This is a genomic window from Bacteroidota bacterium (assembly GCA_008933805.1).
Classification (GTDB): Bacteria; Bacteroidota; Bacteroidia; order UBA8524; family UBA8524; genus SB11.
In genome coordinates this window covers 30,395-53,957 of the sequence record WBUH01000023.1, presented here as the reverse complement: position 1 = coordinate 53,957, position 23,563 = coordinate 30,395, and the positions used below count along the sequence as shown (strand labels likewise).

General features: G+C 42.6%; 19 protein-coding genes. 9 read left to right on the top strand and 10 right to left on the bottom strand.

Annotated elements, in window-relative coordinates:
- Window positions 1-4,953, top strand: a 4,953-nt coding sequence (locus F9K23_17630; GenBank protein ID KAB2913327.1) for a T9SS type B sorting domain-containing protein, incomplete at its 5' end; no start/stop codon positions are given.
- Between the two features lie 174 nt (window positions 4,954-5,127).
- Here F9K23_17630 and F9K23_17625 read toward each other — a convergent pair.
- The 10 genes from F9K23_17625 to F9K23_17580 all read right to left on the bottom strand — a co-directional run bounded on the left by F9K23_17625 (window position 5,128) and on the right by F9K23_17580 (window position 16,028).
- Window positions 5,128-6,033, bottom strand: coding sequence for a bestrophin (locus F9K23_17625; protein ID KAB2913326.1), 906 nt, complete (start codon window positions 6,031-6,033; stop codon window positions 5,128-5,130).
- Window positions 6,034-6,336: 303 nt separating this feature from the next.
- Window positions 6,337-7,905 carry a glycosyltransferase family 39 protein gene (locus F9K23_17620; protein KAB2913325.1) on the bottom strand — a complete coding sequence of 523 codons (1,569 nt, stop codon included), beginning with the start codon at window positions 7,903-7,905 and terminating at the stop codon, window positions 6,337-6,339.
- 44 nt (window positions 7,906-7,949) lie between these two features.
- Window positions 7,950-9,242 carry an argininosuccinate lyase gene (gene argH, locus F9K23_17615; protein ID KAB2913324.1) on the bottom strand — a complete coding sequence of 431 codons (1,293 nt, stop codon included), beginning with the start codon at window positions 9,240-9,242 and terminating at the stop codon, window positions 7,950-7,952.
- Window positions 9,239-10,324, bottom strand: a complete 1,086-nt coding sequence (locus F9K23_17610) for a M20 family metallo-hydrolase (protein KAB2913323.1) — start codon at window positions 10,322-10,324, stop codon at window positions 9,239-9,241. The genes argH and F9K23_17610 overlap by 4 nt, the downstream gene beginning before the upstream one ends.
- On the bottom strand, window positions 10,299-11,093 hold the full coding sequence (gene argB, locus F9K23_17605; protein KAB2913322.1) for an acetylglutamate kinase: 795 nt from the start codon (window positions 11,091-11,093) through the stop codon (window positions 10,299-10,301). The genes F9K23_17610 and argB overlap by 26 nt, the downstream gene beginning before the upstream one ends.
- Window positions 11,093-12,043: an acetylornithine carbamoyltransferase gene (locus tag F9K23_17600; GenBank protein KAB2913321.1), complete on the bottom strand. Its 951-nt coding sequence runs from the start codon at window positions 12,041-12,043 to the stop codon at window positions 11,093-11,095. The genes argB and F9K23_17600 overlap by 1 nt, the downstream gene beginning before the upstream one ends.
- Entirely contained in the window at window positions 12,040-13,182 is a 1,143-nt protein-coding gene (locus F9K23_17595; protein ID KAB2913320.1) for an aminotransferase class III-fold pyridoxal phosphate-dependent enzyme, read from the bottom strand. Before F9K23_17595 ends, F9K23_17600 begins: the two co-directional genes overlap by 4 nt.
- A gap of 14 nt (window positions 13,183-13,196) precedes the next feature.
- The gene (locus F9K23_17590) at window positions 13,197-14,177 is read right to left on the bottom strand and encodes an N-acetyl-gamma-glutamyl-phosphate reductase (protein KAB2913319.1); all 981 of its coding nucleotides are present in this window, start codon (window positions 14,175-14,177) and stop codon (window positions 13,197-13,199) included.
- Window positions 14,161-15,354, bottom strand: coding sequence for an argininosuccinate synthase (locus tag F9K23_17585; GenBank protein ID KAB2913331.1), 1,194 nt, complete (start codon window positions 15,352-15,354; stop codon window positions 14,161-14,163). Before F9K23_17585 ends, F9K23_17590 begins: the two co-directional genes overlap by 17 nt.
- 2 nt (window positions 15,355-15,356) lie before the next feature.
- Window positions 15,357-16,028: a GNAT family N-acetyltransferase gene (locus F9K23_17580; GenBank protein ID KAB2913318.1), complete on the bottom strand. Its 672-nt coding sequence runs from the start codon at window positions 16,026-16,028 to the stop codon at window positions 15,357-15,359.
- Between the two features lie 847 nt (window positions 16,029-16,875).
- On the opposite strand from F9K23_17580, the gene F9K23_17575 reads away from it, so the two are divergent.
- Genes F9K23_17575 through nuoH form a run of 8 tightly spaced genes read left to right on the top strand, consistent with a single transcriptional unit; the run spans window position 16,876 to window position 23,547 of the window.
- Window positions 16,876-17,247 (top strand): NADH-quinone oxidoreductase subunit A, encoded by a 372-nt coding sequence (locus F9K23_17575; protein KAB2913317.1) that lies wholly within the window; start codon window positions 16,876-16,878, stop codon window positions 17,245-17,247.
- 21 nt (window positions 17,248-17,268) lie between these two features.
- Complete coding sequence (locus F9K23_17570) at window positions 17,269-17,814, top strand: NADH-quinone oxidoreductase subunit B (GenBank protein KAB2913316.1); 546 nt, start codon at window positions 17,269-17,271, stop codon at window positions 17,812-17,814.
- Window positions 17,815-17,819: 5 nt separating this feature from the next.
- Window positions 17,820-18,311 carry an NADH-quinone oxidoreductase subunit C gene (locus F9K23_17565; protein ID KAB2913315.1) on the top strand — a complete coding sequence of 164 codons (492 nt, stop codon included), beginning with the start codon at window positions 17,820-17,822 and terminating at the stop codon, window positions 18,309-18,311.
- Window positions 18,311-19,519, top strand: coding sequence for an NADH-quinone oxidoreductase subunit D (locus F9K23_17560; protein KAB2913314.1), 1,209 nt, complete (start codon window positions 18,311-18,313; stop codon window positions 19,517-19,519). The genes F9K23_17565 and F9K23_17560 overlap by 1 nt, the downstream gene beginning before the upstream one ends.
- A 36-nt stretch (window positions 19,520-19,555) precedes the next feature.
- A complete protein-coding gene (nuoE, locus tag F9K23_17555) occupies window positions 19,556-20,065 on the top strand; it encodes an NADH-quinone oxidoreductase subunit NuoE (GenBank protein KAB2913313.1) in 510 nt (169 codons plus the stop codon).
- A 5-nt stretch (window positions 20,066-20,070) separates the two neighbouring features.
- On the top strand, window positions 20,071-21,450 hold the full coding sequence (gene nuoF / locus F9K23_17550) for an NADH-quinone oxidoreductase subunit NuoF (protein KAB2913312.1): 1,380 nt from the start codon (window positions 20,071-20,073) through the stop codon (window positions 21,448-21,450).
- A gap of 27 nt (window positions 21,451-21,477) precedes the next feature.
- A complete protein-coding gene (locus F9K23_17545) occupies window positions 21,478-22,488 on the top strand; it encodes a 2Fe-2S iron-sulfur cluster binding domain-containing protein (GenBank protein KAB2913311.1) in 1,011 nt (336 codons plus the stop codon).
- A 15-nt stretch (window positions 22,489-22,503) separates the two neighbouring features.
- Window positions 22,504-23,547 (top strand): NADH-quinone oxidoreductase subunit NuoH, encoded by a 1,044-nt coding sequence (gene nuoH / locus F9K23_17540; protein ID KAB2913310.1) that lies wholly within the window; start codon window positions 22,504-22,506, stop codon window positions 23,545-23,547.
- Window positions 23,548-23,563 lie beyond the last annotated feature (16 nt).

Below are 23,563 nucleotides of genomic sequence, written 5' to 3'. Positions count from 1 at the left end.
GCTTGTCACAATAAGATATACACCTATACGACTGCCAACATCGGCGGGGATACTTACAACTGGTCCGTAACGAACGGAACGATCATAGCGGGTCAGAGCACTAACACTGTAGATGTGTTATGGGGTACAGCAGGAACGGGGACAATCACATTGACCCAAACCTCATCACTGGGTTGCGACAGTACTGTCTCTTCAACCATTACGATATTATACACCCCTGCACCTGTGATAACAGGCACCGACACGGCTTGTCACAATAAGATATATACCTACACAACGGCAAACATCGGCGGGGATACTTACACCTGGTCAGTAACGAACGGAACGATCATAGCGGGCCAGGGCACTAACAGCATCGATGTGATGTTAGACACCGTTGGCAACAGTGTAGTAACAGTTACCCAAACGAGCCCCTTGGGTTGTGACAGCACAGTAAGAGATACAATAACGGTTATCTATACCCCTGCACCTGTTCTTTCAGGTGCGGATACTATTTGCCGAAACAGTATTGTCACTTACTCAGCACCTCCTGTGGCCGGTGATAGTTATGGGTGGATTGTTAATAATGGAGTCTTGTTGGCAGGCCAAGGAACAAATAGTATTGATGTATTATGGAATACAATTGGCTCCGGTAATGTTCGTTTAACACAAACAAGTCTTTTGGGCTGCGACAGCACTGTCTCTGCTAACATAATAATACTATATACTCCAACCCCTGTAATAGCAGGCGCTGACAGTGTATGTCAGAATAAAATATACACCTATAGTACTGCGATGGTGGGCGGGGATACATACACATGGAGTGTAACGAACGGAGTGATAATAGCGGGTCAGGGAACTAACAGCATCGATGTGATGCTTGATACTGTGGGAAGCAGTGTAGTTACAGTCACTCAAACCTCTCCTTTGGGCTGCGATAGTACAGTAAGTGATACCATACGGGTTATCTATACTCCTGTACCTCTTATCACAGGACCGGATACCAGTTGCCATAATAAAATACTAACCTACTCAACTCCGTTTGTGCCGGGCGATAATTACATTTGGTCAGTAACCAACGGAACAATAGTATCAGGCCAAGGAACTAACTCAGCCGATATATTATGGGGCACAGCAGGAGTAGGCAGCATATCGGTACGACAAATCAGCCCATCACTTTGTGATAGTACAGTTTCGATAAATGTTGTGGTTGTGTTGTATACTCCGGCACCGGTAATCACAGGTGCGGATAGTACCTGTGGAGATAAAGTGTATACGTATAGCGTACCCGCAGTAGGGGGTGATACTTATCAATGGAGCATCAGCAACGGGATTATCTTATCGGGTCAAAACACTAATGTAGTATTTGTTCAATGGGATACTGTTGGAAGAGGTGTGATAACTATCAGGCAAACTTCGGCGGCAGGTTGCGATAGTGTAATGAGTGATACCGTTTCAATTTTAAGAACACCCGAGCCGATAGTGCTTGGTAGTGATACTGTTTGTCACAATAAGATATACTCATACAATGTGACACCTGTTGCAGGTAACACATATAACTGGAGTGTTACTAACGGTACAATATTGAATGGTCAAAATACTACATCTATTATTGTTAGGTGGGGAGCAGCCGGAATAGGAACTGTTACTATCAGGCAAACAACTCCTTTGGGTTGTGATAGTGTAGTAACCGATACGATAACAATATTATACTCACCAGCTCCTGTTATTACAGGAAATGACAGTGTTTGCCACAACAAGATTTACAATTATTCTGTAGCAAACATCGTAGGGGATACATTTAATTGGTCAGTAATCAATGGTACTATTATTGGCGGCCAAGGAACCAATAGCGTAAGTATTTTGTGGGGAGCAGCCGGCATAGGTAATGTTTCAATTACACAAACGTCGTCTTTAGGTTGTGACAGTACAGTTGCTATGCCTGTACGTATTTTGTACAGTCCGGCTCCAATTATCGCAGGCTTGGATACGGTTTGTCATAATAAAATATATACATATTCTACAGCTAACATTCCTTTTGACAGTTATAGCTGGAGCGTTGTGAACGGAACTATTGTAACAGGCCAAGGAACTAACACAATAACCGTTAGATGGGGTGCGCCCGGAGTAGGAAGGGTATCTCTATTACAAATAAGTGCGTTGGGTTGTGATTCATTAGTACATGATTCTGTTACTATTTTATACTCTCCGTCTCCTGTTATTAGTGGCAATGGGGTAGTTTGTTTCAACCAAACACACACTTACCGTGTTGATTCGGTGGGTATGGATACTTACCAGTGGCAAGTAACGGGAGGTACTATACTTTCAGGACAAGGTACTGATACGATAGTTGTACAATGGCTTACTACCGGAAACGGCAGTGTACACATTACACAAAGGTCGGTACAAGGTTGTGATAGTACGGTTACGCTACCTGTTATAATCAGGTACAGGCCTACACCACAAGTTAGCGGCACAACGTTAGTATGTTCAAACAAAATAGTAAGCTACAGCACTCCGGCAGTGAGTGGTGATAGTTACGTTTGGATGGCTGTTAACGGAACCATTATTGCCGGACAAGGATCCAATAGTGTAGATGTAATGTGGAACCTTACCGATACAGGGTACATCTATGTAAATCAAATAAGTCCGTTGGGTTGTGATAGCATGGCTCGTGATACAATATTTATTCGTCCTTCACCGGCCCCGGTTATTAGCGGAAACGATACAGTATGTCATAACAAACTAGCCATCTATACTGTTGATAGCCTACCTGCACACACTTATTTGTGGACGGTTACCAATGGTATCATCTTAAGCGGACAGGCAACTAAACAAATCTCTGTACTTTGGGGTGCAGCAGGTATTGGCAGGGTTAGGGTAGAACAATACTCTGATTTGGGTTGTGATAGTGTAATGACGATGAATGTATTAATTCATCCTTCACCCTCACCGGTTATTACCAGTCCTGATACCGTATGTCATAATAAAATATACCAACACTCGGTAACATCAGTAGCGGGTAATACATACCGTTGGAGAGTTACAAACGGCACCATCGTTTCAGATTCACTTCAAAACACCGTGAGTGTTATGTGGGGATCTTCGGGCAAAGGATATATACAAATACTACAAACTAATCCGGTTGGATGTGATAGCTTGATTACGGATAGTGTAGTGATTGTAGGTTCACCTGCTCCGCAACTAAACGGGCCTGATACCGTATGTCATAATAAGATAACAACCTATTTTGTAACACCTGCTGTAGGCGGCAATACTTACCTATGGACAGTTGTTAACGGAACAATTCTAAACGGACAAGGAACTGCTTCAATTACGGTTCGTTGGGGTGCATCGGGTACGCCATCATCAGTAAGAATAAGGCAAACCAACCAATACGGATGTGATAGTACAAGAGTTCTTAATATTCACGTTGATCCAACACCACGTCCTGTAATTCAAGGGAATACAAATATTTGTTCAGAGAATTTCGAATACTATTCTATTACTCCTCAAAACGGTCATACTTATGCGTGGGTAGTTACCGGTGGAGCCCTGATGTCTCCTCCAGACTCAGCAGGAGCGAGGGTTAACTGGGGTGCACCCGGAGCAGGTTCTGTAAGGGTTACACAAACTAACCAATACGGTTGCGACAGCTCGTTTACACTTCCTGTGATTATCAGGCAGGGACCCATCAGGACAATCAATGGTCCTGATACTACTTGCGTTGAAAACGCCTACAACTATTTTGCTACCAATACACAAGCGGGAGATATTTACACTTGGACGGTTGCCGGCGGAACTATACAGGGAGCAGCTAATAATGCGCTTGTTAATGTGTTGTGGAACACCGTTGGCTGGGGACGAGTGACCTTAAACATCACCAACTCTTTTGGTTGTGATTCAGTATTTAGTGTGGATGTGAATGTGTTTGATTTGCCAAGACCTGATATGCGCGGAAGCAGTGTTGCGTGTAACAATACCAAAAACAATTTGTTTAAAGACTATAAATATAATTCGATACAATCGGGAAGGTTTGTTTATGCTTGGAGTTTATCAGGAGGCGGTATAATAACTACACCTACAAACGCCGACTCGATACTTGTAGATTGGCTGACAGTAGGTACACACAATGTAAACCTTACCATTACCGATAGAATTAGCGGTTGCGTGTCAAACAATACCTTCCCTGTATTGGTAGATAGTTTACATGTGCCTTCAATCAATACCTCGGGTGTAAGCGGTTGCTCACCGTTTGATGTAACATATGCTGAGTCGCAAAACAGCAATAGCTTGTCATATCAATGGCAAATAGACGGGTTGGGCTATTCAACTGCATTACAACCCAAGTATACATACCACTTGCCCGGCACGTATAATGCCAGAGTAATTGTAACCAACGCGGTAGGTTGTGTTGATACTGCTTATACACAGGTAATTGTGCGACCAAGCCCTAAAGCTGATTTTGTTGCCAGCAAAAATGGGGTTTATACTTATGAACAAGACACAGCCTACTTTACAAACACATCAACCGGAGCCGTTTCGTACGTATGGTCGTTTGGTGATACAGCAATGATTGATACCAACCTTCATACAAAACGCAGGTATAGCTGGCCGGGTGAATACTTAGTGAAACTAAGGGTTGTAAACGAATACGGCTGTCCTGATTCGATTGAGAAAAAGGTTGAGGTGGTTGTGAAACCAATACTATATGTGCCCAACGCTATAACCCCGAACGGAGATAACAACAACGACTACTTTGAAGTAAGCACCTATTTTGTGACCGAAATGAAGGTGATAATATTTAACCGATGGGGTGAGATTATCTTCAGATCGGATGACGTTTACTTTAAGTGGGATGGAACCTACGAAGGGTATCCTGTACAACAGGATGTTTACGCCTATTACATTGTTGCAAGAGGTTTCAATCAGGAGTTGCTTGTACGGTCGGGAAATATTACGGTGTTAAGGTAACCCGTCATTATAGTAGCTGAACTTTTAAAAGAGTCTTTGCTAAAACAGAACAAGCCAATTGCTTAGTGCAGTTGGCTTGTTACTTTTTATATCCTTATTGATTGGAGAACGGGATTGTGTTACAATCAATCAGTCTGATAAATTATCAGTGTTTAGATACCTAATGTACTTTGATTAATTAAGTAAAATGGCTGTTACAGATTTATTGATATTTTCAGCCATTTCAGTAGTAGGCAAATCGTTGGCCTCGCCGTTAAACGGGTCTTCAATTTCCTCGGCAATCAACTCTAAGCTGGCCAGCACGTAAAGAATTAAAGCCGTTGCCGGTACGATGAAGTACGACATTGTGAGTCCGTATGTTAGGGGAAATATCATAACATAAAAGAATACAAACTTTTTTAAGAATACAGAATACGAAAACGGAATGGGCGTATTTTTTATTCTTTCGCAAGCACCGCACACTTCAATGAGTTTATTAAGTTCATTTTTAAACACATACATTTCTTCGGCGCTGTATTGGTTCTGTTTTTTTAACTCGTGCAGTAATGAAGTTAGCTGGTTATATACCTGCTGTGGTTGATGATAGCTTGATGCGATTTTTTCTAAATCATCTTTTGAAAATGCCGATACATCAAACTTGCTTTCTATTGAGGCAGTGTTAACTTTTTCTGCTTTAAGGTGAGCCTGTAAGGTATAGGCAAACAAGCTGATATAATTAGATACTGTTAATCTGTTTTGGTGGTTTTTACTCAATAACGCATTAAGCTGTGCGGCCAATGCCCTTGAAGAGTTGGTAAGCTCTCCCCATTGTTTGCGGCCTTCCCACCACCTGTCGTAGGCACTGTTTGTCCTAAACACCAATAACAATGAGAGTGTGAAGCCTAATATTGAATATATAGCCGAGATGTTTTTTGCAGTATCAATTGATTCTTTTGAGAAAAACGAGTGCAGCTCAAAGTAAGTTACTAGAAAAGCATAAGTACTTACACCGGCCATCAGTGGAAGAAGCTGCCTAAAGGTTTCAGAGCGGTGAATTCTGAAAATAAAGGTAAACCAGTCTTTTGGATTATATTTAATCATTGGGGCAAAATTGAAACAGGGGTAAATATACTAAAACCCGTTTTTCAACCCCAACTTTAAGTGTTTTGATGAAGGTTCTAATACATATGTATTAGATTTTGCTTACTACAACTAATCCCAAAATGTGCGTTTGTAATCCTTACTATTAACCCTCGGAGTGTCGAATGTAAACATAACTCCATCTAGGTAAATCCATATAAAACCAACTATTTACGTGTGCTGTGCCGTATAAGGTGAAAAGAATAAACATCATACAGGACAGCCAAATACTAGGATAAATAAGGCTTTGAGTAAAATTGAAAATTAAAAGCCGGCGTATACTCTCATTTCTGCATTACCGTGCTTAAACTCTTTTAAAAGTTTCAAATCCTTCCTGTTTTCAATGGTTTTATAATAGTTCTGTCCACAAAAATTATCAGTAATCCAATAATTATACTGAATAGTAGAATCAACTTTAATAGTAAACCATATATCACGCCTTTTAAAGCCTGCCGATTTATTGTTTAAAGCAACAAAATGGGGGAACTCGCAATAAATTGTATCTCCATTTAAACCCGAGGATTCAATATAGTCAACCATTTCTTGTTGCACCATAAGTACATTTTTATAATACGGCGTGGTTTCGCCATTGCTTCGGGTTGTAGCTAGAAAATAAAAATTGAAGGCCAAAATCATCACGGAAAATCCAATCCCTATTTGTTTGCTGTAATTTACTTGTGCAATTAATCCATAGACCATAATCAAACAAAACGGCAAACAAATAATCAGGTATCTGTCTGTAAAAAAGTTAATTACACAAAATAATACATAGATTAAAATAAATAGAAATGACACTAACATCATCTCATCCTTCACCGTGAAATTGCTCTTTACGGCAGATAAATAAACAGAAAAAATAAGTAAGCTGCCTACAATAAAGGCTGCAATTGCTATAAAAGAATTGGTATGCCAAATGCCATACAATATTTTGTATTGGCAGAAATAAATTACGGCTATGATTATCCGATGCTTCAGGCTTATTTTTTTATGAAACAATAGAAACAGAAGTGCAAAAGATAGGTATATCCAATACTTGTAATCAAACTCAAACAGCTGACGAAAAAGATTCCCAATCATGTATTCTACCGATTCATAATTTGTTTTTATAAAACCAATATGTTCAGGATAAAACACATACCCGAATTTTATTTTTTGCAGAACAAAGAACGTAATGAGCGGTAATAGGGGATAAACAAAAGTCAATTGACCCTTAATAAAATCAGCAGAGAGTATTTTCTTGTGGTCTATAAAAATAGAGTTCAAAATATTCCATATAGCTAAGGAAAACAAAAAGAGAATGCCTGTTTCTTTAGTAAGAAGGAGAAAAGAGGCAGAAATAAAAAAATGTATGGGGTTCTTCTTTAGGTAAAAGTAAAGTGTTGTGAGAGCAAATAAGGTAAGCATCATTTCAGGATAAACCATTGCGGATTGCCCTATAAATAAAGGGAAAGATGCTACGCTTATTACTACTAAAACAGAATATAAATCAGATAAAAACTCTTTGCTTATCTTGAATACGACAAACAAAGTGCATAACGAAATAAGGAGAGCAAATATGTGTGAGTTAGTAACAGTATTGCCGAATAAATATAGAAACAATCCTGCTGTGAAATGGAACATCATAGGGTGCCCCCTGGATAAATCTTCCTGTATAGCACCCGGAAACATAGAGGGCCCATTACTTGCCATTTGTTGAACAGCGGGGCCATACACCATCGCTTCATCCCCAAAATAAGCCAGACCAATAGAGTCTAACCTAAGAATAGCAAAACAACATAAAACAAGAAATAAGATAATATATGCAGGAGGTACTTTGAGGAACGTTGTATTCATTTAGTCACAATTGCGAGCCTCAAAGTTATATATTTCTTATTCCTTTAAAATAGCTCCTTAAACTTTCCCATTTCCCTTTCTATCTCATCGTTACATAAGTTACCCATACTGCCCGCGTGAGTATGGTTTAGCTGAGTTGGAGCTTTAAAACTGCCTTCTTCTATTTCCTTACCCTCCTGTTTGTAAGCATCTCTAAAGGGAGTACCTTGTAATACCAACTCGTTCACACGCTCTACGCTAAAAAGGTGTATGTATTTTTCATCAGTAAGAATATCATCCTTTATCACAATGTGCTGCAACATAAGGCGACAGGTAGTTAAGCAGTTCAACAACTCCGTAATAGCCGGGAACAAAGCTTCTTTAGTTATCTGCATATCGCGGTGATAGCCTGATGGCAGGTTGTTTATCAGCAATGTTAACTCGTTGGGCACCGCCTGTATGCGGTTGCATTTGGCGCGTATCAATTCAAAAACATCGGGGTTTTTCTTGTGCGGCATGATACTGGAACCGGTGGTGAGTTCATCAGGAAAGCGAATAAACCCAAAGTTTTGGTTCATATACAAGCACACATCGTAGGCAAATTTTGAAAGTGTTGCCGCTACCGATGCCAAAGCCGTTGCGACTGCTTTCTCCGATTTTCCCCTTGTCATTTGGGCATACACCACATTATAGTTTAGGGTTTCAAAGCCTAGTAACTTTGTAGTTAATTCCCTATCCAAAGGAAATGACGAGCCATAACCTGCCCCTGAACCCAAAGGATTCTTGTTGCAGATATTGTAGGCTGCCTGTACCATCTCCATATCGTCTACCAAACTTTCAGCATAGGCACCAAACCACAACCCGAACGATGAAGGCATAGCCAGTTGCAAATGGGTATAACCCGGCAGTAGTTTGCTTTTGTGAGTTTCGCTTAAATGTATAAGAGTATCAAAAAGTGCTTTTACCTCTTGGGAAACGTGTTTTAATTCAGCCCTTAAATACAGCTTCAAATCCAGCAGCACTTGGTCGTTGCGGCTGCGTCCGCTGTGTATTTTTTTGCCATTTTCGCCAATGCGTTGGGTAAGCAGTAATTCAATTTGCGAATGAATGTCTTCGGCACTCGCGTCAATGGTAAATGTACCGTTGCGTATTTCATCAAGAATTGCGTGTAACCCTTTAAGGATACTATTCAACTCAACCTCGGTAAGCAAACCGATACTTTGTAGCATGGAGGTATGTGCTATGGAACCAAGTACATCGTGCTCTGCCAATAACAAATCAAACTCGCGGTCGCGGCCTACGGTAAAGGTTTCAATCCAATCGGCGGTTTGCTGTGTGTCTTTTTGCCAAAGTTTCATACCAAAAGAGGGGTTAATAGGTCTATGTATAAGTCAATGCCGTCTTTTATTTCGTGCAGAAAAACAAATTCATCGGCGGTGTGCGACCGAGCCGAATCGCCCACACCCATTTTGAGAGAAGGAAAAGGCATTAGTGCTTGGTCGGAAGTAGTAGGAGAGCCGTAGCAGGTTCTTTCCAAAGCAATTCCGCTTTGCACTACGGGATGATTTAATGAGATTGAGGAGGGCCTCATGCGCAGCGAGCGCGGAGATACCTCACAACTAACATTGGCTTTTATGGTTGCCAATAACTCTTCGAGTGTGTAAGCATCTGTGCAGCGAACATCTACCGTAAAAGTACAAGTTTCGGGTACCATGTTGTGCAACGTGCCCGCCTGAATAATAGTTACCGACATTTTCACCTTGCCCAAGGTGGGTGATACGATAGGAAACTCAAAAGTTTTAAACCACTCAATATCTTTCAACGCCTTGTACAAAGCATTTTCGCCTTCCTCACGGGCGGCATGGCCTGCTTTACCTTTTACGGTGCAGTCCAATACCATCAAACCCTTTTCGGCAATGGCCATGTGCATTTGGGTAGGTTCTCCCACAATAGCAAATTCAATGGGGCCAATTTCGGGCAATACTAATTCTATACCGTTCAGGCCTGAGTTTTCTTCTTCTGCCGATGCTGCAAATACAATGTTGTAGTGCAGGTTTTCGGCTTTGTAAAAATGGAGGAATGCTGCCAATAATGATACCAGCGAAGCTCCCGCATCGTTGCTGCCTAACCCGAACAATTTGCCCTCAGAAATAATAGGGCTGAACGGGTTAAGAGTATAATTGGCATTGGGTTTAACCGTATCGTGGTGCGAGTTAAGCAATAGACTGGGCTTGTTTAGGTCGTAATGTTTGTTCACAGCCCAAACATTGTTGCCTTTGCGTTTTACTTCAATGCCGCGGATTTGCATAAAATTAACTAATAAAGCGGCTGTTTTGTCTTCTTCTTTACTAAATGAAGGAATGGCTATCAGTTGTTGTAGCAACTCAACCGCTTGTGTATAAAGGTGGTGATTGTTAGTTGCTGATAAGGGTTCCTGCATGGTGGTTTTGTTGGGTTAAATAAACTAATTGTGCTGAGTGACCTATGATTACTTTTTGAACGCCTGATTGAACGGCATCAAAAGCGTTATCAAGCTTTGGCAACATACCTTGAGCTATAACGTTTTGTTGTTTTAACTCTCGGTATAAATCCAAATTGATAAACGGGATTACAGAGTTTTCGTCTTCAACATTTTGAAGCACTCCGTTTTTCTCGAAACAGTAGATTAGATGAACATTGTATAAATCAGCGAAGGCTACAGCCAATGCCGCGGCAATAGTATCGGCATTGGTATTAAGTAATTGTCCGTTGTTATCGTGTGTGATGGCAGATAAAACAGGAGTGAGACCGCCATTTAGCAAGGGTGCAAAGGCACTGGTGTTAATGCTGTCAATATCGCCGACAAATCCAAAGTCAATCTCTGGGTGCTTACGTTTATGGGCAGTAATGCAGTTGGCATCAGCACCGCTAAGACCAATGGCGTTGCATTGCAACGCCTGCAACTTGGCTACAATGTTTTTATTGGCAAGACCTGCGTACACCATCACAGCCACATCCAACATAGCAGCATCGGTAATGCGGCGACCGTTTACCATATTCACTTCAATGCCTAATTTTTGGGCAACCTGGCTGGCAATTTTACCCCCGCCGTGCACCAGAATTTTGTGCCCTTTTAGCGAGGCAAAATCGGCTAAAAACTGTTGCAATGCGGTTTCATCGTCTACTACATTGCCTCCTATTTTAACAATATAAAGCGTTTCTTTATTCATCACATTTGGGATAATAGTTGTTTTAGTACCGTTTGTGCAGCAAACAGACGGTTGTGTGCCTGTTGCAATACCAACGAGTTAGGGCCGTCAATCAACTCGTCGCTTAGTTCAACGTTACGACGCACCGGCAGACAGTGCATTATTTTAGCTTGCCGGCTGTGCAGCAAGTGTTTTTCGGTCAGCATCCAATGTTTGGCTCCGGTAATTGTTTTACCATAATCGTGGTAGCCCGACCAGTTTTTCACGTAAACAAAATCGGCATCTTCCAAGGCTTCCTCTTGTTTGTTGGTAATAGTAGCGTTGGGAGTAAACTGCTCGTTCAGCTCAAAACCTTCGGGATGGGTGATAACAAAGTCAACATAGGTTTTGCCCATCCACTGTGCAAACGAGTTGGCAACAGCTTGGGGTAAGGGCTTGATATGCGGAGCCCAAGTAAGCACCACTTTGGGCTTGCGTTCAAGTTGCCAGTTTTCCTTTATGGTGATTGCATCAGCGAAACTTTGCAACGGGTGTAATGTTGCTGATTCAAGGCTTACCACCGGTACGCCGCAGTATTTTATGAATTTGTGCAGCAATACCTCGTTGTAGTCGTCTTCTCGGTTTTTCAATGAAGGAAAACTGCGGATGCCAATAATATCACAGTACAGCCCCATTACGGCGGCAGCATCTTTAATGTGCTCAACAGTGGTGCCGTTCATTACTGCACCTTCGTTCATCTCCAACGTCCAGCCGTCTTTATCAAAGTTCATTACCATTACCTCCATACCCAAATTGGCAGCGGCCTTTTGGGTACTGAGGCGGGTACGCAGGCTGGGGTTCATAAAAATTAGCCCCAAGGTTTTGTGTTTGCCCAACTGGTTAAAGGCATACGGCTGCTTTTTCAGTTCAATAGCCTCTTGCACCAAAGCTGCCACATCGGGCACATCGTTTACGCTGATAAATTGCTTCATGGCTGCGAGAGTGTATTAGGCAATACCTGATTAAAAGCAGCTATAAATACATCAGCATCGCTTTTTGAGAGATTGAGTGCAGGCAATATTCTCAGGGTGTTTTTGTCTGACGATGAACCTGTGAAAATGCGGTGCTTAAACAATAAACCGTTGCGCACAGGGGCACAGGGCGAGTGTAGTTCAACACCAATCATCAACCCTAAACTGCGTACTTCTTTCACCGCGGGATGGTTTTTAAGGGCATTTACAATATACTCGCCAGTTTCGGCGGCTTGCTGCACAAGGTTTTCTTCTTCTATCACATCCAAAACGGCAATGGCAGCAGCACAAGCAAGGTAGTTGCCGCCAAAGGTGGTGCCCAGCATACTGTATTTAGCTTTGAATGAGGGATTGATAAGCACCCCCGCCACGGGGAAACCATTGCCCATGCCTTTGGCAACAGTAATAAGGTGAGGTTTTATACCTGCGTGTTGGTGGGCAAAAAACTTGCCCGAACGCCCGTAGCCCGATTGTACTTCATCCAAAATAAGGATAGCACCCGTTTGTTCGCACAAGGCTGACAGGTGTTGGAAAAATTCGGTGGTGGGTATTTGCACCCCGCCCACGCCTTGTATTCCCTCAATAATTACGGCGCAAACCTCATCGGTAATGTGTTGGCCGGCGGCCTCCATATCGTTGAAGGGCAGAATGGTGATATTTTCGGTTTGATTGACAGGAGCAACGATGGAAGCATCATCCGTAGCGGCTACTGCCAGCGAGGTACGACCGTGGAATGATTTGCTAAAGGCTATTATTTTCTTGCGACCGTTGTGGAATGATGCCAACTTTAAAGCGTTTTCGTTGGCTTCGGCTCCTGAATTGCAAAGGAAAAGACTGTAATCTTCGTAGCCCGACAAACGGCCTAATTTTTCAGCCAGTTCAGCCTGCATAGGCATTTTTACAGCGTTGGAGTAAAAAGCAATCCCGTTTAATTGGTCGGTTAGCTTTTTCACATAATGCGGGTGCTTGTGCCCGATGGAAATTACGGCGTGCCCTCCGTACAAATCGAGGTAGCGGTTGCCTTTATCGTCCCAAATGTAAGAGCCTTCAGCCTTTACAGGGGTTATATCAAACAGGGGATATACATCGAATAAATTCATGGGTTTTCGTTTTTTTAAAATGCTACGGGTTTAAGTTTTAGTCCTGTGGTTTCTTCCAAACCAAAAACAAGATTCATGTTTTGCACAGCCTGCCCTGATGCGCCTTTCAGCAGGTTGTCGATGATGCTGATTATCATCAGCATATCGCCGTGTTTTTCTATATGCAACAGGCATTTATTAGTATTTACTACTTGTTTCAAATCAACAGGGCGCAGGCTGATGTGTACAAACGGATGATTGTTATAATAATCATTGTACAAAGCCACAGCTTCATCTATGTTCAAGTTGCTTTGCGTGTAAGCCACCGCGTGAATGCCGCGCGTAAAATTGCCCCGCTGGGGAACAAAATTTAAGGGTGCTGTAAGCGAAGGTTGCAACTGCAACAGACTTTCGCCAATTTCGTTTAAGTGCTGGTGTTCAAATGCTTTGTACACCGAAAGGTTGTTTGCCCGCCAACTGAAATGGCTGATAGCGCTTGGCGATTGCCCCGCACCTGTTGAGCCTGTGGTAGCGTTAATGTGCACATCGGTTTGCAGCAAGCCTGCTTTTGCCAAAGGCAACAAAGCCAATTGAATGCAGGTTGCAAAACACCCGGGGTTGGCAATGTGGTAGTTGCCTATGCTTATTTGGTCGCGGTTCAGTTCGGGAAGGCCGTATATCCATTTATCGGCGGCGTTGCCCTTTAACCTGAAATCCTGACTTAAATCTATAATCTTTATGTGTGATGGAATGGTATTCGCTGCCAAAAACTTTTTACTGTCTCCATGCCCCATGCACAAAAACAGCACGTCAATATCATTGCTTAACTCACTGGCAAAAAGCAAATTCGTATCGCCCAACAAGTCAGTATGTACATGATAAATAGGTTTGCCCGCGTTGCTATTGCTGTGGGCAAACACAATTTCTACGTTGGGGTGCAACAGCAGCAAACGCAGCAACTCGCCGCCTGTATATCCTGCTGCACCTGCTATGCCTGCTTTAATTTTCTTTTCCATTTACTTGTTGATATATAGCTACCTGATTTCCGAAAATTTTAGCAAAGCCTTTCACGTCTTCGCCCGTCCAAGTATTGTTCATCTCACCGTAGCTGCCAAATTTGGCGGCCATTAAATCGTGGGGAGATTGTATACCGTTTATCATAAACCTGTGCGGGTGCAAGGTTACAAACACATCACCGCTTACGGTTTGCTGGGTATTTTGCATAAATGCCTCCATATCTCGCATAGTCGGGTCGAGGTACTGGCCTTCGTGCATCCAGTTTCCGTACCAAGCCGCCAGTTGGTCTTTCCAATACAGTTGCCATTTGGTAAGTGTATGTTTTTCAAGCGCGTGGTGCGCTTTGATGATAATTAACGGGGCTGCCGCCTCAAAACCCACTCGGCCTTTAATGCCTATAATGGTATCGCCCACGTGTACCTCTCGGCCAATACCATAGCCTGCTGCTAGTTCTTCAAGTTTCAGAATAGCATCAACAGAATTTTCAAAATTCTCACCGTTAATACCCTTTAACTCTCCTTTCGAAAAACTAAGGGTAAGGTTGGTACTTTCAGTTTTAGTTAGCGGTGTAGGGTAAGCCTCATCAGGTAAAGGTTGGTGTGAGGTTAGGGTTTCCTTCCCTCCTACTGATGTGCCCCAAAGCCCTTTGTTGATGCTATACATGGCCTTTTCAAAATTCATGGTGATACCGTATCGTTTTAAAAAGGTTAGCTCTTCCTCACGCGAAAGTTTGTTATCACGTATTGGAGTAATAATTTTTATTTCAGGGGCAAGTATATTAAACACCATATCAAACCTCACTTGGTCGTTGCCTGCACCTGTGCTGCCGTGCACAATACAATCGGCATTTATTTTTTTGGCGTACTCAGCTATGGCGATGGCCTGCACAATACGTTCGGCACTTACCGAAAGTGGGTAGGTATTGTTTTTAAGTATGTTGCCAAACACCAAAAAGCGTATCACTTTGTTATAAAAGTTCTCACGCTCATCAAGGCAGGTGTACGAGTGTACTCCCAGTTTGAAGGCGTGTTGCTCAATAGCTGCAACTTCGTCAGTATTAAAACCGCCTGTATTTACGGTTACGGCGTGCACTTCACACCCTAATATTTTATCAAGATAAACGGCGCAATAAGTGGTATCAAGTCCGCCACTAAAGGCCAAAACTGCTTTTTTCATCATTAGAATAATTTTAGTTTTTTACTTTCCTCCCTCAATTGCCTCAAAAAACTCCATTGTTTAAGGCGTAAAAGACGTTCGTATATTTTTGATTGTTTGGCAAACTCCCACATCCTGCGTTTACCTCGCTTTTTTTCTTCGGGGTTATATAGCATAGCCGTGCAAAGGCAGTTTTTACGCTCCTTGCTCATCAGTATCTCATAGTTCACACAGCTTTGGCAACCTTTCCAAAACGCTTCGTCGTCAGTTAGTTCAGAGTAGGTAACGGGTACATAGCCCAGTTCAGAGTTTATCTTCATTACCGCCAAACCGGTAGTAAGGCCAAAGATTTTTGCATCGGGGTATTTTTTGCGCGAAAGCGCAAAAATTTGCTCCTTTATCTCCCTTGCCAAACCACTTTTTCGATGTTCGGGAGCAACTATTAAACCTGAGTTGGCCACAAACTTGCCGTGTCCCCAAGTCTCTATATAGCAAAAGCCTGCCCACTCGCCTTTTTTTGTAAATGCGATTACGGCTTTCCCTTCGGTCATTTTCAGATGCAGATACTCAGGTGTACGTTTGGCTATTCCGGTACCCCTTGCTTTGGCCGATGCGGCCATTTCATCGCAAATTTGTTTTGCAAAGTGTGCATGGCGTTCCTCTGCCACACACACCACAAAGTCTTTTTTGTGCATGTAATATGTCCTAGCCCTGTTGTGTGCAAGCAAAAAATGCATAGCACAGCCAAGGCCGTTAAAATTTTTTAAAATGTATGTTTTTGAAATATTAGTCCCCGAGCGTAACGGGGCAAGAAGAAGTACCTTACGCTATCAGCGTCGGGAAATGTAAGCTATTCGGCTTTGAACAAAAACTACTCCTGAGGGAATAGAAAACAAGGATAGCAGGGCCCTAAAAGATGCAGGACTGCTAAACATAAAAGTGAACTTGTTTTTTTTCATTTTTTAATATGAATGTGTAATGCTTACTGAGGCATTTAAAAATTAGGGGGCGAATATAAATAGTTTGCACAAACAATTGTGTTAAATCTTTGTATTGATAGTGTGTTTAAGCGGGGAAAAAACATAAAGGTCTGAAAATATGGTAAGCACGTTTTCTTACTAATTTTTTAGATGAAACATGTTAAGAAACTGACAAATTTTAAGGTCAGAGTTTAAAAAATGTGTAGAAAAGTTTACAAAAAACTAACAAAACCCTTGTCGCACAGGCGTTATAGAATGTTAGAACAGGGGTAGTGATTTTATTTCATAATATGGTATAAGTTTTTACCTTTGCGCGCCGCTACCCAAACAGGTGGAAACTGTACACACAAAACCGTTTTTAGCTTTTTTTAAACGGATGCTTCGTTCAGTAAATCAAAAGGTTAGGTGATTTTCGGCATAGGCATAAGGGTTCTGTAAACACAAGTAATGGTGAATCAATGCATGGAATGATGTTTAAACAAACATCGCCCCATCGGCACCATATTGTCTTTTGGATACTTATACTAATAAAGAAAAGGTTAAACGGTTTTTGACAATAGATATGCAGATAGACGATAACGTAATGCAATACCTGCCAATAGCCCTGATGTTCATTGTAGCATTGGGTTTTGTTGCAACTACTATGCTAGTTACACACGTACTTGGCCCTAAGCATCGTTCAAAAAACAAACTTGATGCTTTTGAGTGTGGTATCGAGTCACAGGGCAATGCCCGTATCCCTTTATCAATTAAATACTTCCTGGTAGCCATTCTTTTTGTGCTGTTTGATGTGGAAGTAATCTTCATGTATCCTTGGGCTGTTAACTTCAAAGACTTAGGGACGACAGGTTTTATAGAAATGTTTTTATTCATCGGGTTTTTACTAACCGGCTTTTTTTACATCCTTAAAAAAGGCGCGTTAAAGTGGGACTAATAAGTTTATCAGGGAGTAGTAATGTCGGATATTGTTAAAATGACAAATGCACCTGCCGGCTTGGAAGGTGCAGGTTTTTTTGCCACAAACCTTGAAAAGGTAGTAGGCATGGCCCGCAAAAACTCTTTATGGCCTTTGCCCTTTGCCACATCATGCTGCGGGATTGAATTTATGGCCACCATGGGTGCGCACTACGATTTGGCCCGTTTTGGTTCTGAAAGGTTGAGTTTCTCACCACGTCAGGCTGATTTGTTGATGGTAATGGGTACCATAGCCAAAAAAATGGGACCGGTATTGCGCCAAGTGTACGAACAAATGGCCGAACCGAAATGGGTACTTAGCGTTGGTGCTTGCGCTTGCACAGGGGGTATTTTTGATACCTACAGCGTGCTGCAAGGTATCGACCGTATCATCCCTGTTGATGTTTACGTGCCGGGTTGCCCGCCCCGCCCCGAGCAAATAATAGAAGGCATATTAAAAATACAACAACTGGCCGAAAGCGAGCAGTTTGGACAAAGGAGTTCTTCGAGGTATGAAACCCTGCTGGATAGTTACGGTATTGAGTGATTTTGATGAAAACGAGCGACATTACTAAAAAGGTTTACGAAAGATTCGGATCACACATTCTTGAGGCAGAAAATGACGGAGAGTTTCTCACGTACAAAGTTGCGCCCGATAAAGTCACCGAAATGATAGAGTATTTGTATAACGAACCCGAATTGGCGTATCGTTATCTTACTACATTGTTTGCGGTGCATTATCCTGAAATATCACAGATAGTAATGCACTACCTGCTTCATAATCTTGAGAAAAACTCACGAATCCGTATCAAGGTATTTGTGGGTGATACCAATCCCGAAATTGATACACTTACCGGAATATTTTCAGCAGCTAACTGGCTGGAACGCGAAACGTATGACTTTTTCGGTGTGAAGTTTATTGGGCATCCCAACCTTAAGAGGATTTTGAATGTGGAGGATATGACTATCCACCCGTTGCGCAAAGAATACCCGCTTGAAGACCAAATGAGGGAAGATAAAAAAGACGAAATGTTTGGAAGATAATGGAGTACGCACCTGATACAAATATTGTAGCCCCTGAAGAGAAGGAGTACACCACCCTTAACTTGGGCCCCACACACCCCGCCACACACGGTATATTTCAAAATGTACTGAAAATGGACGGGGAAATAATTGTTGATGCCGAGCCTACCATCGGGTACATACACCGTGCTTTTGAAAAACTGGCCGAACGCAGGCCGTTTTATCAGATTACACCGATAACCGACCGTATGAACTACTGCTCATCACCCATTAACAACATGGGCTGGCACATGACGGTAGAAAAGCTGATAAAGGCAGAGATACCCAAAAGGGTAGATTATATGCGGGTGATAATTATGGAGTTGGCCCGCCTTGCCGACCATATTGTGTGTAATAGTGTAATAGGTGTGGATACAGGAGCCCTTACCGGCTTTGTGTACATGTTTCAGGAGCGGGAGAAAATTTACGAGATATACGAAGAGATTTGCGGCGCGCGCCTTACTACCAACATTGGTCGTATAGGAGGTTTTGAACGCGATTTTCCGCAAAAGGCTTGGGATAAAATAAACAAGTTTGTAGAGGAGTTTCCCAAAGTGCTGAAAGAGTTTAGTGCTTTGTTGGAGCGTAACCGAATTTTTATGGACCGTACCATCGGTTGCGGGCCAATATCAGCCGAAAGAGCACTTAACTACGGTTTTTCAGGTCCTAATCTGAGGGCAGCAGGCGTAGATTATGATGTACGTGTAATGAACCCGTACTCATCTTACCAAGATTTTGATTTCATTATTCCTGTGGGTACACAGGGAGATACATACGACCGTTTTATGGTGCGCCAGCAAGAAATGTGGGAGAGTGTGAGCATCATTAAACAAGCATTGGCAAAAATGCCAAAGGAAAACATCTTTCATGCCGACATTCCTGATTTTTACCTGCCTCCCAAAGAGATGGTATATAACAATATGGAAGCACTCATCTATCACTTTAAAATAGTGATGGGCGAAACCGATGTGCCTAAAGGTGAAGTTTACCACAGTGTAGAAGGCGGCAATGGCGAACTTGGTTTTTACTTGGTGAGCGATGGTGGCCGTACCCCTTACAGGCTGCACTTGCGCAGGCCATGTTTTATCTATTATCAGGCATATCCTGAAATGATAAAAGGCTCAATGCTGAGTGATGCCATTTTAACCATGAGCAGCATGAATGTGATTGCTGGCGAATTGGATGCATAAAGAAAACAAACATTAACAAGCTGATACAGCGAGTATATGGAAACTGTTCAAGAGAACGTGCAATTTTCTGAGGAAACCTTAAGGGTGATCGGAAAAATTATTAAAAGATACCCTGAGGGCAAACAAAAATCTGCCTTGCTGCCGGTATTGCATTTAGCACAAGCCGAGTTTGGCGGTTGGCTTAGCGCTCCCGTAATGGAGTACGTAGCCCGCATGCTGCACATTAAACCTGTGGAAGTATTTGAGGTAGCCTCTTTCTACACCATGTTCAATTTAGAACCTGTAGGAAAGTGTGTACTTGAAGTATGCCGTACAGGTCCTTGCTGGTTGATGGGTGCCGAAGACATTATTACACACATAGAAAACAAGCTGAACATAAAAGCGGGTGAAACTACAGCCGACGGAATGTTTACGCTAAAAACCGTGGAGTGTATGGCATCGTGCGGTACTGCGCCGATGTTGCAAATGGGCGACCACTATTACGAAAATCTTGATAACAACAAGGTTGACGAGTTACTTGAAAAGTTTAAAAATTCTCATCAATAAGAACAATGGGAAGAAAACTGCTTTTAGATAAATTAGACATACCAGGTATCAATACCTTTCAGGTATACAGGCAAAACGGCGGCTACAGCTCGGTAGAAAAAGCACTGAAAACCATGACGCCCGAAGAAGTAACCGAAGAGGTGAAAAAATCAGGCCTTAGGGGTAGGGGTGGTGCAGGTTTCCCTATGGGTATGAAGTGGAGTTTTATTGATAAAAAATCTGATAAGCCCCGCTACCTTATTGTAAATGCTGACGAAAGTGAACCCGGTACGTTTAAAGACCGTACATTGTTGGATAAACTGCCCCACTTACTGATAGAGGGAATGATTTCTGCCAGCTATGCGTTGGGTGCAAACACCAGCTACATATATATGCGCGGAGAATTCCGCTGGATATTCCCCAAACTTGAGGCTGCCATTGATGAAGCGTATGCCGCAGGGTTTTTAGGAAAGAACATTTTAGGCACTGATTATTCATTGGATATATACGTACAACCCGGTGGTGGTGCATATATCTGTGGTGAAGAAACGGCCCTTATAGAATCACTTGAAGGTAAACGCGGTAACCCGCGCATCAAACCTCCGTTTCCTGCTGTATCGGGATTGTGGGGTTGCCCAACCGTGGTTAACAACGTAGAATCTATAGCTACCGTTCCGGCCATACTAAACATGACCGGTGATGAGTATGCAAAAATCGGCATCGGGCGCAGTACCGGTACCAAGCTAATATCAGCTTGCGGCCATATTAATAAACCCGGTGTGTACGAGATAGAAATGGGCTTGCCCGTTGAAGAATTTATCTACTCAGACGAGTATTGCGGCGGTATCCGCAACAACCGCAAACTAAAAGCGGTAGTAGCCGGAGGTTCTTCAGTTCCCATTCTTCCTGCCGATTTAATATTAAAAACAGCCAACGGCGAACCCCGTTTAATGACTTACGAATCATTGTCAGACGGAGGTTTTGTATCGGGAACCATGCTAGGTTCTGGCGGTTTTATTGTAATGGACGAAACTACTTGTATCGTTCGCAACTTGTGGAACTTTACGCGTTTTTACCACCACGAATCGTGTGGGCAGTGCAGCCCCTGTCGCGAAGGAACCTCGTGGATGGAAAAGGTATTGCACAAGATTGAATCAGGTCATGGTAAAATGAGTGATATAGACCTATTGGTTAATGTTGCCAAAAATATAGAGGGTAATACCATTTGTCCGTTGGGTGATGCGGCTGCATGGCCTGTGGCAAGTGCCATCCGCCACTTTAGGGAAGAGTTTGAGTACCATGTACTAAACCCCGATAAAGTGAAAAACCCTAAACACTTTGAACTTGAGCCGTTCACACCCAGTTTAAAACCTGTTGAACCTCAAACATTAGAAACAGTTAACTAAGCCGTTTTAACGGTTTAAAGAGATGTTATGGCAAAAATAACCATAGACGGTATAGAAACAGAAGTGCCCAACGGCACTACCATATTAAACGCCGCACGGCAAATAGGCGGGGAGATTGTTCCTCCCGCTATGTGCTACTACTCATCATTAAAAGGCAGTGGTGGTAAGTGCAGGGTGTGTTTGGTAAAGGTGGAGCAAGGCAGCACAGCCGACCCCCGTCCCATGCCCAAACTGGTAGCTTCATGCTCAACACAGGTGCAAGACGGTATGGTGGTATCAAACATCACCAACAAAGAGGTGTTGGATGCCCGCTCAGCAGTGGTTGAATTTTTATTGATAAACCACCCCTTGGATTGCCCCGTTTGCGACCAAGCAGGCGAGTGTGATTTGCAAAACCTTGCTTACGAACACGGTGCTGCCGTTACACGTTACGAAGAAGAACGCCGCACGTTTGACAAGATTGATATCGGCGATAAGATTAAGCTGCACATGACGCGTTGCATACTTTGCTACCGCTGTACGTATGTGGGCGACCAATTAACGGGCGAACGTGTGCACGGGGTGATGAACCGCGGCGATAGGGCTGAAATAAGCACTTACGTTAAAAATAACATTGAGAACGATTTTTCGGGCAACATGATTGATGTGTGTCCTGTAGGCGCACTTACCGATAATACGTTTAGGTTTAAAAGCAGGGTATGGTTTACCAAACCGTTGGATGCACACAGGGATTGCCCCAAGTGCAGCGGTAAGGTGGTACTTTGGACTAAAGACCAAGAGGTGTTGCGCGTATCAGCACGCAAAGATAAATACGGTGAGGTACACGAGTTTATTTGCAACGAGTGCCGTTTTGAGCATAAAAATATGCAAGACTGGGTAGTTGAAGGCCCACGCCATATCGACCGAGGTAGCGTTATCTCACAAAACCATTATGAATTGTCTGACCTTGAAAAACTGCAAGCTGATGTTGAACGTCAGGTGAAGTTTCAAGGCGGTAAAGATTTACACAAGCACGACGACGTAAAAAAACTGGACTAAGGAAGAAACTGCATAATGGAAGCATTTATCATATATAAGCTCATATTAGTAGTAGCGGTGTTTGGCATCACATTGCTGATAGCCATGTACTCTACCTATGCCGAGCGTAAAGTAGCTGCATTTATACAAGACAGGGTAGGCCCTAACAGGGCAGGACCTTTGGGCATTTTGCAACCGCTTGCCGATGGGGTGAAGATGTTTATGAAGGAGGAGATTATCCCCGTGGCATCAAACAGGTGGTTGTTTGTGTTAGGACCTTGTATTGCCATGTTAACCGCATTAATGACGGGAGTAGTAGTGCCTTGGGGCAATACCATTACCATTGCAGGACAAGAATACTCGCTACAGATAACCGATATAAACATAGGCTTGTTATACCTTTTTGGAGTAGTTTCTATAGGGGTGTACGGTATTATGATAGGCGGTTGGGCATCAAACAACAAGTTTTCGTTGTTGGGTGCTATACGTGCCTCAGCCCAAATGATTTCATACGAGATTGCGATGGGATTCTCAATCATTGCATTAGTAATGATGACAGGAACATTGAGCATGAAGGAAATCTCTGTAATGCAAGACGGTGGTGTTGGCGGTGATTGGAATTTTTGGAACATTGTGTACCAGCCTATCGGCTTTATCATCTTTTTGGTATGTGCATTTGCTGAGTGTAATCGTACTCCGTTTGACCTTGCTGAATGCGAAACTGAATTGGTAGGCGGTTACCACACTGAGTACAGCAGTATGAAGCTGGGTTTCTACCTGTTTGCAGAGTACATCAACATGTTCATATCGTCGGCAGTTATTTCAACCTTGTATTTTGGCGGATATAACTTCCCCTTTATGCATGATTTGGGTTTATCGGCCAATTGGATTACCATTTTGGGTACCATCGCCCTGTTCCTAAAAATCTTCTTCTTTATTTTCTTCTTCATGTGGATTCGTTGGACCATTCCACGGTTCCGTTACGACCAGTTAATGAATTTGGGTTGGAAGTCGCTAATTCCCTTGTCAATACTGAACATTGGAATAACAGGTATAATACTAATGATCACCGGAAAATAGTAAGGATTATAAAATG

What these genes read in the sequence shown, in the direction of transcription:
- argB (KAB2913322.1), bottom strand. Translation starts at nt 11,093, where the DNA reads ATGAATAAAGAAACGCTTTATATTGTTAAAATAGGAGGCAATGTAGTA.
- F9K23_17590 (KAB2913319.1), bottom strand. Translation starts at nt 14,177, where the DNA reads ATGGAAAAGAAAATTAAAGCAGGCATAGCAGGTGCAGCAGGATATACA.
- F9K23_17565 (KAB2913315.1), top strand. Translation starts at nt 17,820, where the DNA reads ATGAAAACGAGCGACATTACTAAAAAGGTTTACGAAAGATTCGGATCA.
- F9K23_17620 (KAB2913325.1), bottom strand. Translation starts at nt 7,905, where the DNA reads ATGAATACAACGTTCCTCAAAGTACCTCCTGCATATATTATCTTATTT.
- F9K23_17580 (KAB2913318.1), bottom strand. Translation starts at nt 16,028, where the DNA reads ATGCACAAAAAAGACTTTGTGGTGTGTGTGGCAGAGGAACGCCATGCA.
- nuoF (KAB2913312.1), top strand. Translation starts at nt 20,071, where the DNA reads ATGGGAAGAAAACTGCTTTTAGATAAATTAGACATACCAGGTATCAAT.
- F9K23_17570 (KAB2913316.1), top strand. Translation starts at nt 17,269, where the DNA reads ATGTCGGATATTGTTAAAATGACAAATGCACCTGCCGGCTTGGAAGGT.
- F9K23_17625 (KAB2913326.1), bottom strand. Translation starts at nt 6,033, where the DNA reads ATGATTAAATATAATCCAAAAGACTGGTTTACCTTTATTTTCAGAATT.
- F9K23_17600 (KAB2913321.1), bottom strand. Translation starts at nt 12,043, where the DNA reads ATGAAGCAATTTATCAGCGTAAACGATGTGCCCGATGTGGCAGCTTTG.
- argH (KAB2913324.1), bottom strand. Translation starts at nt 9,242, where the DNA reads ATGAAACTTTGGCAAAAAGACACACAGCAAACCGCCGATTGGATTGAA.
- nuoH (KAB2913310.1), top strand. Translation starts at nt 22,504, where the DNA reads ATGGAAGCATTTATCATATATAAGCTCATATTAGTAGTAGCGGTGTTT.
- F9K23_17585 (KAB2913331.1), bottom strand. Translation starts at nt 15,354, where the DNA reads ATGAAAAAAGCAGTTTTGGCCTTTAGTGGCGGACTTGATACCACTTAT.
- F9K23_17610 (KAB2913323.1), bottom strand. Translation starts at nt 10,324, where the DNA reads ATGCAGGAACCCTTATCAGCAACTAACAATCACCACCTTTATACACAA.
- F9K23_17575 (KAB2913317.1), top strand. Translation starts at nt 16,876, where the DNA reads ATGCAGATAGACGATAACGTAATGCAATACCTGCCAATAGCCCTGATG.
- F9K23_17545 (KAB2913311.1), top strand. Translation starts at nt 21,478, where the DNA reads ATGGCAAAAATAACCATAGACGGTATAGAAACAGAAGTGCCCAACGGC.
- nuoE (KAB2913313.1), top strand. Translation starts at nt 19,556, where the DNA reads ATGGAAACTGTTCAAGAGAACGTGCAATTTTCTGAGGAAACCTTAAGG.
- F9K23_17595 (KAB2913320.1), bottom strand. Translation starts at nt 13,182, where the DNA reads ATGAATTTATTCGATGTATATCCCCTGTTTGATATAACCCCTGTAAAG.
- F9K23_17560 (KAB2913314.1), top strand. Translation starts at nt 18,311, where the DNA reads ATGGAGTACGCACCTGATACAAATATTGTAGCCCCTGAAGAGAAGGAG.